The following is a 23265-nucleotide window of genomic DNA, read 5'->3' as shown; positions in this document are numbered from 1 at the left end:
CCGTAGAGTATCGCCCAGCCGCCGGCAACGCCGGACCGTGGCAGCCAGGGTGACGCCCGCGGCACCTGTCGGCGACCAGAGAAGGGGACCCATCGGATGGCCGAGGACTTTCCCGTCAGCCTGCGGCGGTTGGTCCGCGCCAGGTTCCCGCTGCTGTCGATCTCGACGGCCGAGGAGACCAGGGTGTTGGGCAGCATCGCCGCCGTGGTGGGCGACGGTCGGCAGGTGACGCCGCAACGCCGGGTCTTCACCTGGTCGACATCGGCGGGGTTCGCCGCCCTCGGCCAGCCGGGGAACCCGGACAGCCGGACCCCGCTGGCCGCGCTGGCGGCCGCCGCGGCGCTCACCATGCCGAGCGTGGTGGTGATGTTCGACCTGCATCCGTGGCTGGGCAGCAACGCGGCGCCGCCGGATACCCAGGTGGTGCGGGCCATCAAGGACCTGGTCCGGTTCTACAAGGACGGCACGGTTCCGCGGACGCTGATCCTGATCTCGCCGGTGCAGAACGTGCCGGCCGAGCTGGAGTCGTTGGTCACCCTGCTGGATTTCCCGTTGCCGGACGAGACGTTCCTGCGGGACCTGCTGCAGCGGATGATCACCCGCAACACCGAGGCCGGCGCGTTGCAGACCGACCTGGGGGACGACGGGGTGGAGCGGCTGGCCCAGGCCGCGACCGGTCTCACCGCCTACGAGGCCGAGAACGCGTTCGCCAGGGCGATGGTCGCCGACGCCCACCTGACGGTGGATGACGTCACCGTTGTGGCCGAGGAGAAGCGTCAGATCATCCGCAAATCCGGTGTGCTGGAAGTGATCTCGTCCTCCGTCAGGCTCGACGACATCGGCGGTCTGGGAAACCTGAAGACCTGGTTGACCAAACGCAACGGTTCCTGGTTGGGGGAGGCCAAGGCCTACGGACTGCCCGCCCCGAAGGGGGTGCTGATGACCGGGGTGCCCGGTTGCGGCAAATCACTGACAGCCAAAGCGATGTCGTCGGCCTGGGGGCTGCCGCTGATCCGACTGGACATCGGCCGGATCTTCGGCGGACTGGTCGGCGCCAGCGAACAGAACATCCGCACCGCCATCCGGACCGCGGAAGCGGTGGCTCCCTGCGTGCTGTGGATCGACGAGATCGAGAAGGGCTTCGCCGCGGGAGCCTCCGGCGCCGGCGACTCCGGTACCTCGGCCCGGGTGTTCGGCACCTTCCTGTCCTGGATGCAGGAGAAGACCGCATCGGTGTTCGTGATGGCCACCGCCAACGACATCGACCTGCTGCCACCAGAGTTTCTCCGCAAGGGCCGGTTCGACGAGATCTTCTTCATCGACCTGCCGACCCGCTCCGAACGCCGGGACATCTTCCGGGTGCACCTGGTGGCCAGGCTGGCCGCCGGACCGGCGCTCGGCGATCTGCAGATCACCGAGCCGGTGCTGGACGCGCTGGCCGACGCCACCGAGGGATTCTCCGGCGCGGAGATCGAGCAGGCGGTGATCTCGGCCTGCTTCGACGCCTTCAACGAGCGCCGCACGTTGGTCACCGACGACATGTTGCGCGAGATCGGCAACACCGTCCCGTTGTCGGTGACCCAGGCCGAGGAAATCACCGCCCTGCGGAACTGGGCGGATGTGCGGGCGGTCGCGGCATCGGCCGCACAGGACCGCGAGGGGTATACGACACCGCCCGCCGAGGTGGTGACGCCGGCCATCGATCCGGACACCGTCCGGCATCGCGGCGGCCGCCCGGTCGATGCCTGAACGGCGTAGCGGCGATGACGAGCCGAGCCGTCGGCGACGGCTTCGCATCGCTCGCAAACCACCCATCCGGAGTAGGTCAGCCCCGGCGGGCGTCACCGACCGTGGGTCAACCGCGGAATCCGTGTGAATCCTGGTCGTCAGATTGCACCCTGGGCTGAGTAGGATGACCCGCATCACGTGGTCCGGAAGGGGTCTGATGTGGCAATCCCGAATCAGGCCACTCCGACGGTGCGCACGCTCGACACTCCCGAGGCGATCGGCGAGAGCCTCGAGTGGCTTCACCGAACGACGAAGTACGAGGTCCTGAGCGCGCTGCCGGACGGCGACTACGACGTGCGGGCTCTGCGGAGCAGCTGGGATGCGGACGTCGCCGATCTCGATCGCGGCGTCGACACCAGGACGATCTACCCGGCAAGGGCAGCCCGCCGGCCCGAGGTGATGGAGTACCTGGCCCAATACGCGGCCCGGGGCGCGAAGGTCAGGGTGCTCGGCACGGTGCCCAACCGGATGGTGATCTCTGACAGGCTGCGGGCAATCGTGCCGGAGTCGCCGGATACCCCAACCGGCAGGGCGCTGTTGATCAGCGGCAAGGTGCTGGTGCGGGCGCTGTACTCCGAGTTCCTCGGGCTGTGGCGGGCGTCGCTGCCGGTGGGGTTCTCCTCGGGCGGGCTGGACGTCGAACTGGTCCGGGAGACGCTGCTGGTGCTCGCCGAAGGGCTGACGGACGAGGCGGCCGCCCGCAAGAACGGCTGGTCGGTCCGGACCTATCGGCGGCGGATTGCCGCCGTGCTGGAACTGCTGGGCACCACCAGCCGGTTCGAGGCGGGCGCACTGGCCCGCGAACAGGGCTGGATCTAAGACAGGGTCTGATCTAAGACCGGGCTGGATCTAGCTCAGCGGGCCGCGTCGACCAACTCGGGAACCTGGGCGGCCAGGTCGGTCAGCTGCCGGTCCTGGAAGGCGGCCGCGTCGTGCAGCTCCACCAATACCCGCAGGGTCGCGGTCCGGCCGGTCACCACGATGTCCTTGGCCGGACCGTAGGCGACCAGGAAGGCATCGCGGCACTCGCTGATCACCGCGCGCTGGCGGGCCGCGGCGGCCGGATCCAGATAGTCGGTGAGATGGTCCTGGACCAGCAGTTCGCCCAGCACCCAGGCCAGATCGAAATCCTCCGGGCCGTAGGCGATCTCGTCGCCGGTGAGCAGCGCGGGCGACGCCGGCGACTCCGGGACCACGATGGCCGACAGCCCGGCCCGGCCGTGCACCACGCGCTGCTGGGGCATCTCATGGACCCAGGAGATGATCTCCTCGGTGCGGCCGGTGCCGAGCAGCGACACCAGCCGGTCGTGCATGAATTCCGCCGACCAGGGGCCCTCGCCGGAGCGCAGCCAGCGGGCCAGCCGGGTCGGGCCGCTCGGTGCCGGCAAACCCTCGGCGTGTGCCGGGTCCACCGAGTGGATCATCCGGAGCGCATCGCCGAGTCCGCCCGCGGTCCGGACCAGATCGTCGATCCGGACTGTGGTGCCGTGCAGGCCCGCACCCGCGCTGTTGCCGTGCAACAGGGTCAGATGTGAGGCCAGGCTGGCCCGGCCGGGCGCGAGGTGATGACGCCGGTCGCCGTCCACCCAGCCCATCGACACCCGGCAGCCGGTGTCCGGCAACTCGCTGAGGGCCAGCCGGAGGTCCACCGGCGCGGAGCGGAGCGGATCGGAGCGCTCGATCCCGGGGCCGAAGCTCCAGCGGAACCGGTCGGCGTCGGGCGATCCGGCCATCCGGGCCCGGACCTCGGTGTCCAGGTAGCCGGTGAGCAGCAGCCCGACGATGCCCGGCTCGGACCGCCGCTGGCCGCTCTGTCCGCCGGGGACCCCTGATTCAACCTGTTCCCAGACGGCCAGATCCCGGGCCGAGGTGCCGCGCACCGGCGCGAGCTCCCGGCGGGTGCCGGGCTCCCACGTGGTGGACGGTGTCTCGGTCATCGGGCTGGTCCGCTCAGGAATCGGGGGGATGGAGTAGGAACGATGGAGACCGACTCAGAAGCCGACGTTGCACCAGGTGCACATGACCTGCGCGCCGCCGCCGTTCTGCAGGCCGTGGAACGCCGGAGCTGCCGAGGCAGCGCTGGTGGGTGCCAGCATCAGCACGGTCGCGGCGATGGTTCCGGTGACGGCGGCGAGAAGCTTGCGCATAGTGGAATCTCCAGTTTCGAGGCCGTTCGGCCGGACGGTCGTGATCCCGGCAGGGGCTAGCCGGGCTCGTACGGACAACTATGAGCGATAGCGGTTGAAAGGTAGCGCTCCGTGGCAAGAAGTTGCCACCGTCGCTCCGATCTTCACCCGCCTCCGCGAAACTGGTGCCGAAGCGTGGTCGCCCACGGCTTCGCTCCGGTGAATATCGGTTCGGTCGGAGGACCAGGCAGATGTCGCACCGAAGAAACGTCGACCCGATGCCACCGAACGTCATGTCGGAGACATCGTCAGTCGCACGAACGTGCAGCAGACGGTGACATGCGGCAGACGAAACATGCAATAGACGAATCCATGCAGTGGACGATCCGGCCACCGGATCACATTCTTGGGAGGACCTGACGTGATCGCGCACCCGTTGCTCTCGGCCAACACTGTTCCAGGGATGCGGGGCGGGCCGTCCAGCATTCCTCGTCGGCTGTGGTTCGCCGAGCACGTGCCCTGGCACCGGGTGCGGTCGGTGGTCGACGTCAGCGACGATTCGGGCCGGTTGCTGTCCGAAGTGATGGACGATTTCGACGGTTCGGCGGTGCTGGTCGATCTGGCCGGCAATGCCACGGCCAGCCGGGCGCTGCTGGCGCGGTGCGGCGATCGGGTCAGCGTGAGGTCCGGTGATCTGCTCACCGAGCTGCCGGCCGGTGCCGACTTCTACCTGCTGCCCGATGGTCTGGAGGACCTGGACAGCGGCCGGCTCGGCCGGTTGATGCGAGCGGTATCGCAGGCCTGTCTGCCCTCCGGTCGCGCGCTGGCCTGCATGTCGGCGGCCGGTGCCGCCACTGTGGTGCGCAGCGCCGAGCGGGCCGGCCTGGAAGTGACGCGGAGGGGCGGCGACGCCACCGCGGCGCTCATCGAGTTCGGTTCGGGACCCCTGCGGGTGCTCCCGGGCCAGTAAGCGGACGTGTCGGCGCCGGCGGGGCGGCGACCGGCGCGTGCGGATCGTGACAGACGGCCGGTGACAACGCCGTGACCGCCGTATCTGTTGTGCCCTGGTCGGGGGTGGGCCTCCGGCCGTCTGCCACGATGTTGGCGATGACCACCTTTCCTGCGCCGGCGCCGGTTCCACCCGGATCAGTGGTACTCGGAGTCGGCATCGACGTGGTGGCCGTCGACCGGTTCGCTGCGGCGCTGCGGCGCACACCGACCCTGGCCGCCCGGCTGTTCACCTCGGACGAGCAGATCACCGCCGCAGGTCACCAGCGATCGGTGGCATCGCTGGCCGCCAGGTTCGCCGCCAAGGAGGCGGTCGCCAAGGCGCTGGGGGTGCCGGCCGGAATGGACTGGCACGACTGCGCGGTGCAGTCCACCGACGGTGGCCGGCCGGTGCTGCGGGTGGTCGACACCGTCGCCGGAGCTGCTGCCGCTCAAGGGATCACGGGTTGGCAGCTGTCGCTGTCCCACGACGCCGGGATCGCCGCGGCCGTGGTGATCGCTCTCGGGCCGCCTCGATGATCCCCGCGTTCACCGTCAGCCAGCTGCGAGCGGCCGAGCAGACAGCGCTGGCCGCCGCCCCGGACGGCATGCCCATGCAGCGCGCCGCCAGAGCGGTTGCCACCGTTGCGATCTCCCGGTTGCCGCGGCCGTTGCCCGGCCGCAGGGTGCTGCTGTTGGTCGGGTCAGGCAACAACGGGGGTGACGCATTGTTCGCCGGCGCCCTCCTGCGCCGGCGCGGCGTCGCGGTGACCGCCCTGCTGGCCGACCCGGCCAAGGCGCACCCGGCGGGTCTGGGCGCCTTCCGGCGGGCCGGTGGTCGGGTGGTCGACGCGGCCGAACCGGGGCCGGTCGCGACCTTCGCCGGCGTCATCGAGGACACCTTCACCTTCGGTGGGGACTTCGTCGGCGTCGACCTGGTGATCGACGGGCTGGTCGGGATCGGCGCCCGGCCGCCGCTGCGGCCGGCGGCCGCCCGGCTCGCCCGGCTCACCGGGAACTCCCGGGCCGAAGTGCTGGCCGTCGACCTGCCGAGCGGGATCGATCCGGACACCGGCGACGAGGACGGGCCGGCCGTCAGCGCCGCAGTCACCGTGACCTTCGGTGCCCCGAGCACCGGACTACTGGCCAGCGAGCGCACCGGCGAGCTGGTGATCGCCGACCTCGGGTTGGCGCCGGAGCCCGAAGGACTGCCGGACGCCTGGGCCATGGACGACGCCGATGTAGAAACGCTGCGACCGCGACCCGGCAGCGGCGACGACAAGTATTCCGGCGGCGTCACCGGCGTGCTGGCCGGTTCCGCGCGCTATCCGGGCGCCGCGGTGCTGGCGACCGGCGCCGCCGTCCGGCTGCGCCCAGGTCTGGTCCGCTATGCCGGACCGCAGGCCGAAGGGGTGCTGGCCCGCTGGCCCGAGGTGGTCGCTGCGGCCGAACCGGCCGACGCCGGCCGGGTGCAGGCCTGGTTGGCCGGGCCCGGCATGGGGACCGACGGTCGGGCGCTGAGCCGGTTGTTGACCGTGCTGGAGCAGGACGTGCCGGTGTTGGTCGACGCCGATGGGCTGACCCTGCTGGCCGAACACCCCACCCTGTTGCCGATGCGGACCGGACGTGACCAGGCACCGCCGACCGTGCTCACCCCGCACGCCGGGGAGTTCGCCCGGCTCTGGCCGGACCTCGATCCGACCCGAAGGGTCGCCGCCGCCCGGGCCGCGGCCAGGGCCGCCGACGCGGTGGTGCTGCTCAAGGGTCATCGCACGGTGATCGCCGCACCGGACGGCCGCACCGCGGTGAACGTCAACGGCACGGCCTGGCTCGCCTCCGCCGGTTCCGGGGACGTGCTGTCCGGCGTCATCTCCTCGCTGCTGGCCGCCGGCCTCGACCCGTTCCTGGCCGCCGCGGTCGGCGCCCGGCTGCACGGCCGGGCCGGGGAACGGGCCGAACGCGCGGGGATCGCCGGCGCCCAGGCACTGTGGGACCAGCTGAACTGAACGACCAGACGTGCGGACCCGGGCGGCGAGCCCGCGGGCCGGCTACTGGCCTGCCGCCTACAGTCGGCGACATGCGGTCGATCGACAGCCTCGGTGCGCAGCGCCGACGGCGGCGCCGATCGGGTCGTCACTGGCGGCCGGCCCAGTTGATTCTGGCCGGGTTCGCGATCGGCGTGGTGGTCGGCACCGGGTTGCTGATGTTGCCGATCGCCCGGGCCGGCCAGGGCGGGACGGACCTGCTCACCGCGTTCTTCCATGCGGCCAGCTCGATCTGTGTCGTCGGCCTGACGACGGTGGACACCGGCACCTATTGGTCCGGTTTCGGCCAGCTGGTGATTCTGCTGCTGGTACAGGTCGGCGGGTTCGGCATCATGGCCTTCGCCTCACTGCTGGGGGTGGTGGTGACCCGCAGGCTCGGTCTGCGCTCGAGGCTCACGGCGGCGGCCGAGACGAAGAACTCGGGGATCGGCGGAGTGGCCGGGCTGCTGATCAGGGTGGCCGTCGTCGGCCTGTCGATCGAGCTGCTGTGCACGGTGCTGCTGACCGTCAGATTCCTCACCGGCTACCAGTTCTCCTTCGGAAAGGCGTTGTACCACGGTGTGTTCCACGCCGTCACCGCGTTCAACAACGCCGGTTTCGCGCTCCGGCCGGACGGTCTGGACGCTTACGTCGACGACCCGTGGATCTGCCTGACGCTGGCCGTCACCGTTGCGCTGGGCAGCCTGGGCTTTCCGGTGCTGTTCGAGTTGGCCCGGCGCTCGCGGACCCCGGGCAAGTGGTCGACCCACACCAAGATCACCGTTCTGGGGTCGGGGTTGTTGTTCGTCATCGGGGCGTTGTTCATCACCATTTCCGAATGGTCCAACCCGGACAGCATCGGCGGGCTGTCGCCCGGCAGCCGGATCCTGGCCGGCGTCTTCCATTCGGTATCACTGCGCACCGCCGGGTTCAGCACCGTCGACATCGGCGGCATGCATCAGGGCACCTGGCTGGGGATGGACGTGTTGATGTTCATCGGCGGCGGGTCGGCCGGTACCTCTGGCGGCATCAAGGTGACCACCTTCGCGGTGCTGCTGTTCGTGATCATCGCCGAGGTCCGCGGCGATCGCGCGGTGAACGCCTTCGGCCGGCGGATCTCCTCGCGCACAGTGCAGCAGGCGGTCACGGTCGCGCTGCTCTCGGTGGCCGCGGTGGTGGTCGCGACCATCGTCCTGGTGGAGATCACCGACTTCTCCACCGATCGGGTGCTGTTCGAAGTGGTCAGCGCGTTCGGTACCACCGGGCTGACCACCGGCATCACCACGCAGTTGCCGTCGGCCGGGCTGCTGCTGTTGACCGGGCTGATGTTCCTGGGCCGGCTCGGCCCGGTCACCCTGGTGTCGGCGCTGGCGCTGCGGGACAGTGAACGACGATTCGATTATCCGGAAGGCAGGCCCCTCATTGGCTAGAACACCAGGCGCGGAGGTCGTGCGCGGCAACACCGACGCGGTCGCCGTGCTCGGGCTGGGCAGGTTCGGCTCGGCCGTCGCCGCGGAGCTGGTCGATTCCGGTACCGAGGTACTCGGCATCGACATCAGCGGCAAGGCCGTGCAGCGGATCAGCGATCAGCTGACGCACGTGCTGCGGGCCGACACCACCGACGCCACGGCCCTCGAGCAGGCCGGCATCGGCGAGTTCGCCCGGGTGGTGATCACCATGGGCGGCGACATCGAGGCCAGCCTGCTCACCTCCGCTGTGGTGCTGGACGCCGGCGTTGGTGAGGTCTGGGCGAAGGCAATCTCCGAACCGCACGCGAAGATTCTGCGCAAGCTCGGGGTGCACCACGTGGTCCGGCCCGAGTACGACATGGGCCGGCGGGTGGCCACCCTGTTGCGCGGCCGGATGCTGGACTACATCGAGTTCGAGGACGGGTTCGCGATGGGGGAGACCCGGCCGCCGAAGGTGCTCATCGACCGCCAGTTGGACACCGGGCGGCTGCGGACCGGCTTCGGCGTCACGGTGGTGGCGCTCAAGCGGCACGGCAGCGGATTCGTGGAGCAGGTCGACGGCGCCGAGATCAACGCCGACGATCTGCTGATCGTCACCGGGACCCAGCAGGACGTGCTGCGCTTCTCCGAGCACAAATGACGGGCCCGGTGCGCTGCGAAGCGGTGATCGAGCTGTCCGCGGTCCGGGCCAACGTCCGGGCCCTGCGGTCGCGGCTGCGCCCGGGTACCGCGTTGATGGCGGTGGTGAAGGCCGACGGGTACGGGCACGGCGCGGTGCCGGTGGCCGGCGCGGCGCTGGCTGCCGGCGCCGACCTGCTCGGGGTGGCCACCCCTGCCGAGGCGGTGGCACTGCGGGCGGCCGGTGTAGACGCCCGGTTGGTGGCCTGGCTGTGGACCCCGCTGCAGGATCCGGGCCCGGCGCTGGCCCTCGGCGTCGAACTCGGGGTGAGCTCGCCGGCCCAGCTGGATGCGGTGCTGGCCGCCGGCGACGTCGGCGGCCGGCCGCGGATCCACCTCAAGGTCGACACCGGCCTCGGCCGGGGCGGCGCCGCCGGTGCCGACATCGCCGTTCTGCTGGCGGCGGCGGCCACGGCGGCCGCCGCCGGCCGGGTCGAGGTGGTCGGGCTGATGAGCCACCTGGCCAGCGCCGACATCCCCGGGGATCCGTCGGTGGCCGAACAGGCGGCCGCGTTCGCCGCCGCCCGGCAGGCGGCGGCGGCCGCCGGTCTGACGCCGGCCGCGCACCTGGCGAACACGGCCGCCGTCCTCGACCATCCCGAGCTGCAGCTGGATCTGGTCCGCACCGGCATCGGTTTGTACGGACTCAGCCCGGTCGCCGATCCGGCCGGCCTGCGGCCGGCGATGACACTGCGGGCCGCGGTCGCGCTGACCAAGCGGGTACCGGCCGGCCACGGGGTGTCGTACGGGCTGACGTACCGCACGAAGGCCGAGACCACGCTGGCCCTGGTACCGATCGGCTACGGCGACGGCGTGCCGCGGGCGGCGTCCAACGCGGCCGAGGTGCTGATCGGCGACGCCCGCCGGCGGATCGCCGGACGGGTGGCGATGGACCAGTTCGTCGTCGACTGCGGCGACGCGCCGGTGTCCCCGGGCGACGAGGTGCTGCTGTTCGGCCCCGGCGACCGTGGGGAGCCGACCGCGCGGGACTGGGCGGTGGCCTGCGGCACCATCGACTACGAGATCGTCACCCGGATCGGTCCACGAACGCCGCGCCGGTACACCGGCCGTGATGACGAACCCCCGGCCTTGCGGGGAGACTGAACGGGTGGGCACCTGGGGCAAGATTCTCGGTACGGCATCGGTGGTGACCGGCGCGATCGGCGCCATCGCCGCCGGCGGGGTGACGGCGCAGCGACGGGCGGTCGGCAAGTACCGCCGGCTGGCCGCCGAGGGCGGCGACGTCTACGACGCGCTGACGCCCGACCGCAGCTACACGGTGGCCTCGGCGGACGGGGTGAGTCTGTACGTCGAGGAGGTCGGCCCGGCCGACGCACCACTGACGGTGGTGTTCGCGCACGGTTGGACCCTGCGGATGGGCTCCTGGCACTACCAGCGGATCGGCCTGTCCGGGTCGGGCTTCGGCGAACCGGGCGCCTCGCCGAGAAGCCCACAGGCCCGGCTGGTGTTCTACGACCAGCGCTCGCACGGCCAGTCCGGTCGGGCGCTGCCCGGGCGGTCCACCCTGCCGGCGATCGGCGAGGACCTGGCCGCCGTGATCGCCACCGCCGCTCCCGACGGCCCGGTGGTCCTGGTCGGCCATTCGATGGGCGGGATGGCGATCCTGGCGCTGGCCGCCGCCGAGCCGGAGCTGATCGCCGACCGGGTGGTCGGCGTCGCCCTGGTCGACACCTCGGCATACCTGGACTCCGGGAAGACCCGGCGGCCGACCCTGATGGGCGGCAGCGCACTGGTCCGGGCGTTCACCGCCACCGCGTCGCGGTACCCGCGGATGTTCGAGCGTGGCCGGCCGGCGACCAGGGACGCGGTCTGGCTGTTGACCCGCAACTTCGGCTTCGCCGATCCCCAGGTGCCGACGCAGGTGGTCGACTACGTCGATCAGATGATCGCGGACACCCCGATCGAAGTGATCGCCGAGTTCCTGCCCGCGGTGCTGGCCCACGACCTGCGGGATGGGTTGACGGCCCTGGCGCCGCTGCCGGCGGTCGTCATCTGCGGGTCGGCCGACCGGATGCTGCCGGTGGCCCAGTCGGAGGCGCTGGCGCAGGCATTGCCGTTGGCGGAGTTGGTGATCGTGCCGGGTGCTGGGCACAACGTGATGCTGGAGAACCCGACCGCGACCACCGAAGCGTTGCGGGAGCTGTTGTGGCGGGCCGCTTCCGAGGCCGGTATCAAGGGCGCCAAGGGGCATCGGAGGGCAGCCCGCGCCGATGATCGACGGAGTGCGACGGCATGACCGATACGGCATCCGTGCGGCTGGAACTACCCGAGCTCGCCGACACGATGCGGTTCGGCGCCGCGCTGGGCAGCCGGCTGCGGCCCGGCGACCTGGTGCTGCTGGCCGGCGAGCTCGGTGCCGGGAAAACCGCGCTCACCAAAGGCATCGCGGTCGGTATGGGAATCACCGAGACGATCACCTCGCCCACCTTCGTGCTGGCCAGAGTGCACAACGGAACCAGGGACGGACTGCCCACCACCCTGGTGCACGTCGACGCCTACCGGCTCGGCGGCAGCGTCGAACTCGACGACCTGGACCTGGACACCGATCTGTCCAGGGCCGCGGTGGTGATCGAATGGGGCGAGGGAATCGCGGCCGGGCTGGCATCGGACCCGTTGCACATCAAGCTGATCCGTCATCCCGACGACAGCCGTAGCGCGGTTGTCTCGGCCGGCGCCCGCTGGCGCGACACCGTTTCGGCGCTGGTTCCCGACCCCGCCTAGCGTTCCGGCGTCGAGGCCCGGACCGCCAACTCCACCGACACCTCGCGGTGCAGCACCAGGTCCGGATCGCCGGTGGTGTCCAGCGCCAGATCGGTGGCCAGCGCGCCGATCTCCTCCAGCGGGAGCTTCACGGTGGTCAGTGCCGGCCGGATGTCGCGGAGCATCGGCACGTCCTCGAAGCCGGCGATCGCCACGTCCCGCGGCACCCGGTAGCCGTGTTCGGCGAGCGCGGCGATCGCCCCGACGGCCATCACGTCGTTCACCGCGAACACCGCGTCGACGGTGTCCGGGTCCAACCCCTGGCCGAGCAGCTCCGTCATCCCCGCGTAGCCGCCGTCCCGGGAGAACTGGGAGCTCAGCACGTGTTCGTCCGGGAGTTCGACGCCGAGCGCGGCCAGCCCGGCCCGGAACCCGGCCACCCGGTCCTCGCTGGTGGCCAGATTCTCCGGCCCGGCCAGCACGGCAAAGCTGTGGTATCCCAACGACACCAGCAGCCGGGCGAGCTTCTCGGCGCCCCCGGCGTTGTCGATCACCACGGTATTGACCCCGGGCATCGGCCGGCCGATCGCGGCCACCCGCCCGCCGGCCCGGCTGAATTCGGCGATTTCGGCGGTCAGCGCCGCCTCCGTCGCCGGGTCGGTGAACCGGGAGCCGGCCAGGATCACCGCCCTGGCCCGCTGCCGGCGCAGCTCGGCCAGATGTCTGATCTCGGTCTCCGGGTCGCCGCCGGTGGCCGCGACGGTGACGATCAGGTCGCTGCGGGCGGCGGCGGCCATCACCCCGGCGGCGACCGAGCCGGCGAACGGGTCGGCGATGTCGTGCACCAGCAGACCGATCGAGCTGCTCCGACCCCGGGACATCGCCTGGGCGGCAGCGTTCGGCACATAGTTCAGCGCCCGGGCGGCGGCCAGTACCCGTTGCGCCAGGTCGGCCCTCACGGTCCGGCCGGTCGCGCCGTGCAGCGCCCGGGACGCGGTGGCCAGCGAGACGCCGGCGGCCGCCGCGACATCGGCCAGCGTTGCGGTCGCCGCCATCGGTGCCTCCTCGCTGTAGCCGCGAACGGGACGATTGTCGCAGCAGGTGCCCGGGCCGTCGGCAGACGTGCCCTTTCGTAGACTGGACGCGACATGACAATCTGCTGCCGATGCTGGTCCTAGCCCTGGACACCGCCACCCCCGCGGTCACCGCGGGGGTGGTCCGCGTGCTGCTGCCGAACGAGTTGATCGACGCCGCTGCCGGCGGCCCGGCGACGGACCCGGTCAGCCTGCTGGCCGAACGGAGTGTCGACGACGCCTTCGGCCACGCCGAACACCTGATGCCGCTGGCCACGGCCGCCGTGGCCGCGGCCGGCACGTCATTGACCGAGCTGGATGCGGTGGTGGTCGGTCTCGGGCCGGGCCCGTTCACCGGCCTGCGGGTCGGCATCGCCACCGCGGAGGCACTCGGCGACGGGCTCGACCGCCCGGTGTACGGCGTCTGCAGCCACGACGCCCTGATCCGCTCGGTCGGGGCGCTGCCGGGTCCGACCCTGGTGGTCACCGATGCCCGGCGTCGCGAGGTGTACGTCAGCGCCTATGACGCCGCCGGCCGGCGGATCGACGGGCCGCGGGTCGTTGCCCCGGCCGCGCTGCCGGGGCTGATCGCCGGCCTGCCGGCCGCGCCGGTCGCCGTCGCCGGACCAGGTGCCCCGCTGGCCGGTGGTGAACTGCCCGTGCTGTCGCTCGGCTCGACCGCGTTCGGACTGGCCAGGGTCGCCGGACCGGAGCTGGTGACCGGCGCCGTCCCCGGCCCGCTGACCCCGCTCTATCTGCGCCGACCGGACGTCACCGTGTCGGCCGGCCCGAAGTCGGTGCTGCGATGAGCGCGCCGGCCGGCCCCACGACGGGCGTGCCGGGGTCGGCCCAGTTGCCGCCGTTGCGCTGGTGGCAGATCCCGCAGTTGGTCGAGCTCGAGCGGCGGCTGTTCCCCGGTGATTCGCCGTGGTCCGCCGAGATGTTCTGGTCCGAGCTTGCCGCCGGGCACCACTACGTTGTGCACCACCTGGGCGGCGACCCGGCCGCCCCGATCGACGGCTACGCCGGGCTCGCCGGCCAACCGGACGAGGCCGAGGTGCAGACCATCGGCGTGCATCCGGACAGCCAGGGCCGCGGCCTTGGCCGGGCGCTGCTCGCCGATCTGCTCCGGCAGGCCGGGGACCGCCGGGTGCTGCTGGAGGTGCGGACCGACAACGAGCCGGCGATCCGGCTGTACGAGAGCGTCGGATTCGTCCGGATCGGGTTGCGCCGCAACTACTACCGGCCCAGCGGCGCCGATGCCTACACCATGCACCGGCCGGCCCGATGAACACCCGGCTCGGCGAGGGGGCGATCGTCTTCGGTCTCGAATCGTCCTGTGACGAGACCGGTGCAGGGCTGGTCAGGATCGGCGAACCGGTCGACCGGGTCGACGGGATCGACGGGTCTGACGGCGGGCCTGCGGCGGCCGGCAGTCACCGGCTCGAACTGCTCGGTCACCAGCTCGCCTCGTCCTCCGAACAGCACGCCCGGTTCGGCGGCGTGGTGCCGGAGATCGCTTCAAGGGCGCACCTGGAGGAATTGCTGCCGACGGTGCACGCCGCCTTCGACAAGGCGGGCATCCGGCAGCGGGACGTGGACGCCATCGCGGTGACCTGCGGCCCGGGCCTGGCCGGCGCCCTGCTGGTCGGGGTGGCCGCCGCGAAGGCGTACGCGGCCGCCTGGGGCGTTCCGCTGTTCGGCGTCAACCACCTCGCCGGGCACGTCGCCGCGGACACTCTCGAGCACGGACCGCTGCCCTCACCGACGCTGGCGCTGTTGGTCTCCGGCGGTCACACCCAGCTGCTGAAGATCACCGACCTCGGCCGGGACATCGTCGAGCTGGGCAGCACCGTCGACGATGCCGCCGGCGAGGCCTACGACAAGGTCGCCCGGCTGCTCGGGCTGGGGTATCCGGGCGGCCCGGTGATCGATCGCCTTGCCGCCCAAGGAGATCCGGCCGCCGTCCGGTTCCCGCGCGGGCTCACCGGGCCCCGCGACCGGCCCTACGACTTCTCCTTCTCCGGGCTGAAGACGGCGGTCGCCCGGCATGTGGAGACGCTGCGGGCCGGCGGCGCAGAGGTGCCGGTCGAGGACATCTGCGCGTCCTTCCAGGAGGCGGTGGCCGACGTGCTCACCGGCAAGATGGTGGCGGCGGCCATGGCCAACGGCATCGACACCGTGGTGATCGCCGGTGGGGTGGCGGCCAACGGCCGGCTGCGGGCGCTGGCCCGGCAGCGCTGCGACGCCGCCGGGCTGCGCCTGCGGGTGCCGTCACCAGGTCTGTGCACGGACAACGGGGCGATGATCGCGGCTGTCGGCGCGCACGCCGCGCTGGCCGGGGCGGCGCCGTCAGCGGAGTCGTTGTCCGCAAACCCGGGTCTGCCGGTCGGTACGGTCGCGGTCTGAGGGCGCCGGTGCGCGCCCGGGCCCGACCGGGCATCCTGGAGACCGACCGACGCAGCCGACCGCGAGCAACAGGCAGGAGCAGGCAACGATGACGGAGAAAGCGGCCGACCGAGGTGGCCCAGGGCTGTTCGGCGGCGCGGCGGCCATGGCCTTCACCGAGAAGCTGGTGTCCGCGGATCGGGCGACCGCCGGTTCGATGATCACCGAGGCACTGCGGGCAGTACTGGAGGCCGGCGACGACCTGGACGCCACCGAGGCCGAGAGCGCTCTGGTGACGGTGGCGGTCCTGGTGAGCGAGGAAGATCCTGCGGTGCTGGACGGCGCCCCGGACGTCGATGCGCTGCGCCGACAGCTGGCGCAGCTGGACACCGAGCTGACGCCGGCCCGCCGGACCGCGGCCCGCGGTGTGCTCACCAGGGCGTTGCTGCCGGCGGCGAATTCCTGGCTCGCCCAGCGGTCGACCGAGGCCGACTGGCCGCGGACCAGGGCCGACCTCGAACGTCTCGCCGAGCTGCTCGCGGACGCCTGACCGGGCATCGGGCCCGGCGCCGGTACCGACTGCCAAGCGGTTCTCCGGGGGTGGTTGATGCGCTGGCACTCGCGCGGGTAGAGTGCCAATCGAGTGGCAATGACGGATGGCCGGCACCCGCGACGACGGTGGTCCGACTGAGTCACTCGGTGCGGCACTCGTGCAGCATTCATTCCCACCCATCGAAGACACTGAAACCCCAGAAGGGGGAGGTCAAGCAAGTGGCGAGCGTGAACATCCAGCCGCTCGAGGACAAGATCCTCGTCCAGGCCAATGAGGCCGAGACCACGACCGCGTCCGGTCTGGTCATCCCCGACACCGCCAAGGAGAAGCCCCAGGAGGGCACCGTCCTGGCCGTCGGACCCGGTCGCGTCGACGACAACGGCCAGCGCGTCCCGGTGGACGTCGCAGAAGGCGACGTCGTCATCTATTCGAAGTACGGCGGCACCGAGGTCAAGTACAGCGGCCAGGAGTATCTGATCCTGTCGGCCCGTGACGTGCTGGCCAAGATCACCAAGTGATCCACCAGGGCCAGGCCGGTTCGTTCGGCTGACGCCATCCTCACGCCCCGGCGACCGGAAACCGGCCGCCGGGGCGTGAGGCGTCTGTGCCCTGCTCCACCGGACTGCTCACCAGCAGCCGGCCACCAAAGCCTGCTCACAACTGAAGGACAACCACCGATATGGCGAAGCAGATCAGCTTCGACACCGCAGCCAGGGCCGGGATCCTGCGCGGCGTCGACACCCTCACCGACGCGGTGCGGGTCACCCTCGGCCCACGCGGCCGGAACGTGGTGCTGGACAAGAAGTTCGGCGGCCCGACCGTCACCAACGACGGCGTCACCATCGCCCGCGAGATCGACCTGGAGGATCCGGTCGAGAACCTCGGGGCGCAGCTGGTGAAGACGGCCGCCACCAAGACCAACGATGTGGCCGGCGACGGCACCACCACCGCAACCGTGCTGGCCAGGGCGATCATCGCCGAAGGCCTGCGGAACGTGACCGCCGGCGCCGATCCGATGGCGTTGCGGACCGGTATCGCTGCGGCGGCCGAGAAGGTCGCTGCCGTGCTGGCCGAGCAGGCGATCGAGGTGGCGGGCAACCGCGACCGGATCGCCCAGGTCGGCAGCATCGCCTCCCGCGACGAGACCATCGGCGCACTGCTCGGCGAGGCGATCGACAAGGTCGGCGGCGACGGGGTGATCACCGTCGAGGAGTCCAACGGCACCTCGATCGAACTCGAGTTCACCGACGGCATGCAGTTCGACAAGGGCTTCATCTCGCCCCACTTCATCACCGACGCCGAGGCCGGCCAGGCGGTTCTGGAGAATGCCAAGATTCTGCTGGTCCGGGAGAAAGTGTCGGCGCTGGCCGACCTGCTCCCGGTGCTGGAGAAGGTGCTGGACGCCAACGCGCCGCTGCTGATCATCGCCGAGGACGTCGACGGTGAGGCGCTGTCGACGCTCACCGTCAACGCGCTGCGCAAGACGCTGAAGGTGGCCGCGGTCAAGGCGCCCTTCTTCGGTGACCGGCGCAAGGCCTTCATGCAGGACCTGGCGATCGTCACCGGTGGCGAGGTGGTGTCCGCCGAGGTCGGTCTCAAGCTGTCCGAGGTCGGGCTCGACGTGCTGGGCAGCGCCCGGCGAGTGGTGATCGACAAGGACACCACCACCGTCGTCGACGGTGGGGGAGAGCAGTCCGCCGTCGACGAGCGGGCTGCACAGATCCGCGGCGAGATCGAGACCACCGACTCGGACTGGGATCGGGAGAAGCTGCAGGAGCGGCTGGCCAAGCTCGGCGGCGGGGTCGCCGTGATCAAGGTCGGCGCCGCCACCGAGACCGAGGTCAAGGAGCGCAAGCACCGGGTCGAGGATGCGGTCGCGGCCACCAAGGCTGCGGTCGCCGAAGGCATCATCGCCGGCGGCGGGTCGTCACTGGTGCATGCTGCCGCCGAACTGGCGGACGGTCTCGGGTTGACCGGCGATGCCGCGATCGGCGTCGCGGCGGTGCGTAAGGCGCTGCTGGCACCGGCCTACTGGATCGCCACCAACGCCGGTGAGGAGGGCTCGGTGGTGGTCAACAAGATCGCCGAACAGCCGCTCGGACACGGCTACGACGCCAACACCGGCGAGTTCACCGACCTGTTGGCCGCCGGGATCATCGACCCGGTCAAGGTGACCAGGTCGGCAGTGGCCAACGCGGCCTCGATCGCCGCGATGGTGCTGACCACCGAGGGCACCGTCACCGAGGTGCCGCAGGACAAGGACGAGCGGGCGGGTCACGCCGGGCACTCGCACTGACCAGCTGAACCGGGAGCGGGCCCCTCGGGGTCCGCTCCCGCCGCGTTGGGTCAGCGACGCGGCGGCGCTGTGTTGAGGATGCCGGCGCGCTCGCCCTCGGAGAGCCCGCCCCAGATCCCGTACGGCTCGTGTACCGCGAGCGCATGGGCCCGGCATTGCGCCAGCACCGGGCACTCGAGGCAGATCGCTTTCGCCTTGGTCTCACGACGGGCCCTTGCCGGGCCGCGCTCACCCTCCGGGTGGAAGAAATACGAACTCGCCATGCCCCGGCAGGCGCCGAACAGTTGCCAGTCCCACAGGTCCGCATTCGGACCCGGGAGGCGTCTGGTGTCAGCCACGTCCTGTCCCCTTCTTCCGGCGTAAACCGTCGAAGTCCGGTGAAGGGTGAGCGGCGATCGGCCGTGACAGCTGTGGCGTTCTCGCCGCCGCGCTCCGACCCGACTCGGTGCGGCGTGTGCTAGTCGATCTTGAAACTAGGCCGGTTTCCTGCGGTGGACAACACCCTGCCGGTGAACAAATCACAACTAGACCCCATCGGGTCTATTGACCATGGGCAGACGTTATGCGCTCCGTAGACCTGATACCCCATTCGAGCACCGGATTTCCCCGGTAGTGTCACGGGTGGGATAGGCCAAAGTAGCTACTGTGTGGTAAACCTGCACCCAGTAGGGGCGCGTCGGAGCCCTTTCGGCTCCGATGTCAGCAAGCCTATTGAGTGCGGGCGGCTGGAGGGGTACTGGGATGACGAGCGTGCTGATCTGCGACGAACGGCGCACGGCCCGGGACGGGTTGACCAGGGTGATGACGGCGGTCGCGGCGGTCGACAATGTCGACTGCGTCGCCTCCGGCGATGAGCTGCTGAACCGGTACGGCCGGGAATCCGCGGACATCGTGCTGATCGGCACCCAACGGGCGCTGACCAGCGGGATCGAGGCGACCCGCCGGCTGATGGCGCTGCACCCCGGCGCGGTGGTGATCGTGTTCGGGTCGCCGGACGACACGGCGTCGATCGCCGCGGCGATCGCCTGCGGTGCCAGGGGATTCCTGCGCTGGGACGCCGGCCGGCCGGAAATCGTCGCGGCGCTGGCCGACGCGCTGGCCGATCCGCGGTTCGGTTCGCAGCGCAACGAAGGCGTGGAGAACGACATTCCGCTCACCGAGCGGGAGCTGCAGGTGTTGCGGGGGATGAGCCAGGGCCAGTCCAACGCCGAGATCGGCCGGGAATTGTTCCTGTCCGAGGACACCGTGAAGACCCACGCGCGCCGTTTGTTCCGTAAGCTCGGCGCACGGGACCGCGCGCAAGCGGTCGCTGTCGGATTCCGCCGCGGGCTGGTTGCCTGAGCGGACCGTTCGTCGGACGAGGGCGGGTCGAGATGGTCGCAGCGTGGCAGGCGCCGGCCGCCGGGTCCGACGCCGTCGACGATCTGGTCGAGTCGGCGCTGGCCGGTGACCGGGACGCGCTCGATCAGCTGATCGCCACCGTCCACCCGCTGGTCGTCAAGTACTGCCGGGCGCGGGTCGCCGCCGGCCTGCGGGCAGTGGCCGGCGCCGACGACGTGGCGCAGGAAGTGTGCCTGGCGGTGGTCTCCGCACTGCCCGGCTACCGCCGCGGCAGCACCCCGTTCCTCGGTTTCGTCTACGGCATCGCGGCGCACAAGGTCGCCGACGTGCACCGGGCATCGGCCAAGGTGCTCAGCATCCCGGTTCCCGAGATCCCGGACGCCGCCGACTCCGCGGACTCGCCGGAACAGCAGGCTATGCGCAGCGCCACCGCGGCCAGGATCGGCCAGATGGTGGCGACCCTGCCGCCGCAGCAGCAGGAGATCCTTCGGCTGCGGGTGGTGGTCGGCCTGTCTGCCGAGCAGACCGCGGCCGCGTTGGAGATGTCCGCCGGCGCGGTCCGGGTGGCCCAGCATCGGGCACTCGGCCGGTTGCGGTCGCTGCTCACCGAAGCGGGCGAGGCACCGGTGGATCAGGGCGGCTGGGCGGAGGTCATCGGATGACCCGAGCGACCGAGCGACTGCCCGACGTACACGCCGTGGTGTTCGACGACTACCTGCTGGACCGGCTGGCGACCGGCAACGGCCGGTCGGACACCCCGGTGGAGGGAGCGCTGCGCCGGTGGCGCGACCAGCTGCTGCTGGACCTGCCGCCGATCCCGACCGACCGCGAGCTCCGGGCGATGACGCGCGGCCGCCGTTTCCATCTGCGCCCCGACGACGGCGGCCGCCGGGCCGGCCGGTCCTGGCACGCGGTGACCGGCATCGCCGCCTCCATCGTGCTGCTGCTGGGCGGCACCACCGCGATCGGCGCGCGCGCGGCGCACCCCGGCGACCTGCTGTGGCCGGTCACCCAGGTGCTCTGGGGCGACCGCGCCGACTCGGTGCTGGCCCAGCAGAGCGCCACCCGGGCGCTGGTCGACGCCAGGTCGGCGCTCGCGATCGGCGATCTGGCCGCGGCCAGGATGGCGCTGGCCCGAGCGGCCGCCGCGGTGCCGATGATCGCCCTGAACGACGGCCGGAACGAGGTCGCGGCCGACCTGGAATCACTGACCGCGACGATGCGGCAGACCGTCGCCGCGCCGCCGGAGAAGCCTTCGGAAGCGGCCGGACCCACCGACGACGACGTTCCGGACGGACCGGCGGCACCGTCGGCGCATGCCGCCCCAGACGATGATGGCGCCGGCCGGGCCGCCGGCGGCGCGAACGGCAACGCGAACAACGGCAACGCGGATGACGGCAACGACGTTGCCGGGTCGTCGGCGACCGCACCGGCCAGTCGGGCGGCAGCGCCGGGTGGCCAGGCGGATCGATCGACGGCGACCGGGGACCACGACCGGATACCCGCGCACCGGTCGTCGGCAGGTGCTGCGGCTCCTGCGCCCCATCGACCGCCGGCCGCGCAGACCACCGCCCCGCCGTCGAGTCGGCAGTCCACCGTCCCGACGTCGCAATCCGGGTCCCAGCACACCTCGCGACCGGCGGACTCGGACCACCAGCAGGCCGGCCCGGTCGGACCGTCCAGCGACGCCCCGACGGACCAGCCGGATCCGACCTCTGCCGCAACGTCGCCGTCGACCTCGGCATCGGAATCCGCCGGCGGCTCATCCGTGACCGACACCACGAGCGTGGCTGCTTCCGACGACGGCAAGTCGGCGTCGGACGCCGCCTCGTCCGTGCCGTCAGCCCCGTCGTCCAGCTTGTCGGCGTCGTCACCGGCGCAGACCGCGATGGTGCCGAGCGTCGACGACCCGGGGAGTGGCGCCGGAGCGGGCGAGCAGCCGCTGCTCGCACCCGCGATCGGATCGGAGATCGCTCTCACCTCACCGACCGGCGCGGCGCTTTCGGTATCGACCGAGCCGGCCGAGCCCGGGTCGGGTGAGGCCGTGACCCCCACCGTCGTCGTCACGTCGTCCGGAACCGTCGCGGTCTGAGCCGGGCGGCCGACGGCGGTGTCCGGCCGCGGCGGCCACGGTCTCTAGGATGGTGGTACCGCAATGGCTTCACGGAAGGCAGCCGATGACCCGTTCCGCCGAGCACCTCGACAGCTGGCGTTCAGAGACGTTTTCAGACACCGAACCGGCAGCCAGCCGATCGGCCGCCGGTATTCCGGCCGACCCGGCGGCCGGCGAGCGACCGGCGCAGCCGCATTCGGACCCGGCAGCGGTGGTGTCCGATGACAAGTTCTCGCTGATCGGCCTCACCTACGACGACGTGCTGCTGCTGCCTGACGCCTCGGACCTGGTGCCCAGTGAGGCCGACACATCCACCCGGCTGACCCGGAACGTGACGCTGCGGATCCCGCTGGTGTCCAGCGCGATGGATACCGTCACCGAGGCGCGGATGGCCATCGCGATGGCCCGCCAGGGCGGCATCGGGGTGCTGCACTACAACATGCCGCCGGAGGAGCAGGCCGCGCAGATCGAGCTGGTCAAGCGGTCCGAGGCGGGCATGGTCACGGACCCGATCACCTGTCCGCCGAACGCCACCATCGCCGACGCCGACGCCCTGTGTGCCCGGTTCCGGATCTCCGGGGTGCCGGTCACCGACGCCGACGGGCGGCTGGTCGGCATCATCACCAACCGGGACATGCGTTTCGAGACCGACCTGTCCCGACCGGTGCGTGAGGTGATGACCCCGATGCCGCTGGTCACCGCCCCGGTCGGGGTGTCCGGCGAGGCGGCGCTCGGCCTGCTCCGCAAGCACAAGATCGAGAAGCTGCCGCTGGTCGACGCGGACGGCAGGCTCCGCGGGCTGATCACGGTCAAGGACTTCGTCAAGACCGAGCAGTACCCGAACGCGACCAAGGACGGCAACGGCCGGCTGCTGGTGGCGGCGGCGGTCAGCGTCGGCGAGCCGGCCTACGCCAGGGCGATGGGTCTGGTGGATGCCGGCGTCGACGTGCTGGTGGTCGATACCGCCCACGGGCATTCCAACGCGGTCGCCGACCAGGTGGCCCGACTGCAGGCGGACGTCGGGAATCGGGTGGACATCATCGGCGGGAACGTGGCCACCAGGGCCGGCGCCCAGGCGTTGGTGGACGCGGGCGTCGACGCCGTCAAGGTCGGCGTCGGCCCCGGTTCGATCTGCACCACCCGGGTGGTCACCGGGATCGGGGTGCCGCAGGTGACGGCGATCCACGAGGCCGTCAAGGCCTGCCGACCGGCCGGGATTCCGGTGATCGGTGACGGCGGGCTGCAGTTCTCCGGAGACATCGCCAAGGCCATCGCGGTGGGCGCCGACACGGTGATGCTCGGTTCGCTGCTGGCCGGGGTCGAGGAGTCGCCGGGGGAGACGATCTTCGTCCAGGGCAAGCAGTACAAGACCTACCGGGGGATGGGCTCGCTGGGCGCGATGGCGAGCCGGGATGCCGCCCGCGGCGGCGGAGTCTCCCGCGGTCGGTACGGGCAGGACGACGTGTTGTCCGACGACAAGCTGGTGCCGGAGGGTATCGAGGGACGGGTGCCCTACCGCGGCAAACTGGCCGACGTCACCCATCAGCTGATCGGTGGACTGCGGGCGGCGATGGGATACACCGGGTCGCACACCATTTCTCGGCTGCAGGACGCGAAGCTGGTCCGGATCACCTCGGCCGGTCTCAAGGAATCGCATCCGCACGACATCACCATCACCGCCGAAGCCCCCAACTACTTCGACCGCTAG

Annotated in this window: 24 protein-coding genes; 20 read left to right on the top strand and 4 right to left on the bottom strand. The window is 71.4% G+C overall.

Going from position 1 to position 23265, the window contains the following annotated elements; all coding sequences use genetic code 11:
- Positions 1 to 96: 96 nt before the first annotated feature.
- Both K340_RS0106220 and K340_RS33940 read left to right on the top strand, forming a co-directional pair.
- Complete coding sequence (locus K340_RS0106220; RefSeq protein WP_029136080.1) at positions 97 to 1749, top strand: AAA family ATPase; 1653 nt, start codon at positions 97 to 99, stop codon at positions 1747 to 1749.
- Between the two features lie 198 nt (positions 1750 to 1947).
- A complete protein-coding gene (locus tag K340_RS33940) occupies positions 1948 to 2607 on the top strand; it encodes a hypothetical protein (RefSeq protein WP_029136079.1) in 660 nt (219 codons plus the stop codon).
- Positions 2608 to 2642: 35 nt separating this feature from the next.
- Here the strand turns inward: K340_RS33940 and K340_RS0106210 are convergent, their stop codons facing one another.
- Positions 2643 to 3725 carry a hypothetical protein gene (locus K340_RS0106210; protein WP_029136078.1) on the bottom strand — a complete coding sequence of 361 codons (1083 nt, stop codon included), beginning with the start codon at positions 3723 to 3725 and terminating at the stop codon, positions 2643 to 2645.
- Positions 3726 to 3779: 54 nt separating this feature from the next.
- Positions 3780 to 3935, bottom strand: coding sequence for a hypothetical protein (locus K340_RS35720; protein ID WP_154674105.1), 156 nt, complete (start codon positions 3933 to 3935; stop codon positions 3780 to 3782).
- Between the two features lie 400 nt (positions 3936 to 4335).
- On the opposite strand from K340_RS35720, the gene K340_RS0106200 reads away from it, so the two are divergent.
- The 8 genes from K340_RS0106200 (at position 4336) to tsaE (ending at position 11814) form a co-directional block, all read left to right on the top strand.
- A complete protein-coding gene (locus tag K340_RS0106200) occupies positions 4336 to 4884 on the top strand; it encodes a methyltransferase (RefSeq protein WP_029136077.1) in 549 nt (182 codons plus the stop codon).
- Positions 4885 to 5063: 179 nt separating this feature from the next.
- Positions 5064 to 5441, top strand: a complete 378-nt coding sequence (locus K340_RS0106195) for a holo-ACP synthase (RefSeq protein ID WP_029136076.1) — start codon at positions 5064 to 5066, stop codon at positions 5439 to 5441.
- Positions 5438 to 6907, top strand: coding sequence for an NAD(P)H-hydrate dehydratase (locus K340_RS27885; protein WP_051265266.1), 1470 nt, complete (start codon positions 5438 to 5440; stop codon positions 6905 to 6907). Before K340_RS0106195 ends, K340_RS27885 begins: the two co-directional genes overlap by 4 nt.
- A gap of 71 nt (positions 6908 to 6978) precedes the next feature.
- Entirely contained in the window at positions 6979 to 8355 is a 1377-nt protein-coding gene (locus K340_RS0106185) for a TrkH family potassium uptake protein (protein WP_051265264.1), read from the top strand.
- Between the two features lie 19 nt (positions 8356 to 8374).
- Positions 8375 to 9034, top strand: a complete 660-nt coding sequence (locus tag K340_RS0106180) for a potassium channel family protein (RefSeq protein ID WP_029136074.1) — start codon at positions 8375 to 8377, stop codon at positions 9032 to 9034.
- Positions 9031 to 10176: an alanine racemase gene (gene alr, locus K340_RS0106175; protein WP_029136073.1), complete on the top strand. Its 1146-nt coding sequence runs from the start codon at positions 9031 to 9033 to the stop codon at positions 10174 to 10176. Before K340_RS0106180 ends, alr begins: the two co-directional genes overlap by 4 nt.
- Positions 10145 to 11329 (top strand): alpha/beta fold hydrolase, encoded by a 1185-nt coding sequence (locus K340_RS27880; protein ID WP_084614107.1) that lies wholly within the window; start codon positions 10145 to 10147, stop codon positions 11327 to 11329. Before alr ends, K340_RS27880 begins: the two co-directional genes overlap by 32 nt.
- A complete protein-coding gene (gene tsaE / locus K340_RS27875) occupies positions 11326 to 11814 on the top strand; it encodes a tRNA (adenosine(37)-N6)-threonylcarbamoyltransferase complex ATPase subunit type 1 TsaE (RefSeq protein WP_051265260.1) in 489 nt (162 codons plus the stop codon). The genes K340_RS27880 and tsaE overlap by 4 nt, the downstream gene beginning before the upstream one ends.
- Here tsaE and K340_RS0106160 read toward each other — a convergent pair.
- Positions 11811 to 12848, bottom strand: coding sequence for a LacI family DNA-binding transcriptional regulator (locus tag K340_RS0106160; RefSeq protein WP_029136072.1), 1038 nt, complete (start codon positions 12846 to 12848; stop codon positions 11811 to 11813). The two genes, tsaE and K340_RS0106160, sit on opposite strands and share 4 nt — an antisense overlap.
- A gap of 110 nt (positions 12849 to 12958) precedes the next feature.
- Here K340_RS0106160 and tsaB point away from each other — a divergent pair, with 110 nt between their 5' ends.
- From tsaB to groL, 6 genes are all read left to right on the top strand, one after another.
- Complete coding sequence (gene tsaB, locus K340_RS0106155; RefSeq protein ID WP_029136071.1) at positions 12959 to 13675, top strand: tRNA (adenosine(37)-N6)-threonylcarbamoyltransferase complex dimerization subunit type 1 TsaB; 717 nt, start codon at positions 12959 to 12961, stop codon at positions 13673 to 13675.
- Entirely contained in the window at positions 13672 to 14157 is a 486-nt protein-coding gene (gene rimI, locus K340_RS0106150; RefSeq protein WP_051265258.1) for a ribosomal protein S18-alanine N-acetyltransferase, read from the top strand. The genes tsaB and rimI overlap by 4 nt, the downstream gene beginning before the upstream one ends.
- Positions 14154 to 15275 (top strand): tRNA (adenosine(37)-N6)-threonylcarbamoyltransferase complex transferase subunit TsaD, encoded by a 1122-nt coding sequence (gene tsaD, locus K340_RS0106145; protein ID WP_029136069.1) that lies wholly within the window; start codon positions 14154 to 14156, stop codon positions 15273 to 15275. Before rimI ends, tsaD begins: the two co-directional genes overlap by 4 nt.
- An 88-nt stretch (positions 15276 to 15363) precedes the next feature.
- Positions 15364 to 15804: a DUF4259 domain-containing protein gene (locus tag K340_RS0106140; protein WP_029136068.1), complete on the top strand. Its 441-nt coding sequence runs from the start codon at positions 15364 to 15366 to the stop codon at positions 15802 to 15804.
- 221 nt (positions 15805 to 16025) lie between these two features.
- Positions 16026 to 16325: a co-chaperone GroES gene (gene groES, locus K340_RS0106135; RefSeq protein ID WP_029136067.1), complete on the top strand. Its 300-nt coding sequence runs from the start codon at positions 16026 to 16028 to the stop codon at positions 16323 to 16325.
- 161 nt (positions 16326 to 16486) lie between these two features.
- On the top strand, positions 16487 to 18103 hold the full coding sequence (gene groL, locus K340_RS0106130) for a chaperonin GroEL (RefSeq protein ID WP_029136066.1): 1617 nt from the start codon (positions 16487 to 16489) through the stop codon (positions 18101 to 18103).
- Between the two features lie 50 nt (positions 18104 to 18153).
- On the opposite strand, the gene K340_RS0106125 is transcribed toward groL, so the two are convergent.
- The gene (locus tag K340_RS0106125) at positions 18154 to 18441 is read right to left on the bottom strand and encodes a WhiB family transcriptional regulator (RefSeq protein ID WP_029136065.1); all 288 of its coding nucleotides are present in this window, start codon (positions 18439 to 18441) and stop codon (positions 18154 to 18156) included.
- Between the two features lie 403 nt (positions 18442 to 18844).
- Between K340_RS0106125 and K340_RS0106120 the strand changes: the two genes are divergently transcribed.
- From K340_RS0106120 to guaB, 4 genes are all read left to right on the top strand, one after another.
- Positions 18845 to 19444, top strand: coding sequence for a response regulator transcription factor (locus K340_RS0106120; RefSeq protein ID WP_029136064.1), 600 nt, complete (start codon positions 18845 to 18847; stop codon positions 19442 to 19444).
- 32 nt (positions 19445 to 19476) lie between these two features.
- A complete protein-coding gene (shbA, locus tag K340_RS27870; RefSeq protein WP_051265256.1) occupies positions 19477 to 20106 on the top strand; it encodes an RNA polymerase sigma factor ShbA in 630 nt (209 codons plus the stop codon).
- Entirely contained in the window at positions 20103 to 21536 is a 1434-nt protein-coding gene (locus K340_RS0106110; RefSeq protein ID WP_029136063.1) for a hypothetical protein, read from the top strand. The genes shbA and K340_RS0106110 overlap by 4 nt, the downstream gene beginning before the upstream one ends.
- 85 nt (positions 21537 to 21621) lie before the next feature.
- A complete protein-coding gene (gene guaB / locus K340_RS0106105; RefSeq protein WP_084614106.1) occupies positions 21622 to 23265 on the top strand; it encodes an IMP dehydrogenase in 1644 nt (547 codons plus the stop codon).

It is taken from the genome of Nakamurella lactea DSM 19367 (genome assembly GCF_000426645.1).
GTDB lineage: Bacteria > Actinomycetota > Actinomycetes > Mycobacteriales > Nakamurellaceae > Nakamurella > Nakamurella lactea.
The sequence above is the reverse complement of the archived record's forward strand: the minus strand, read 5'-3'. Positions and strand labels throughout refer to the sequence as shown.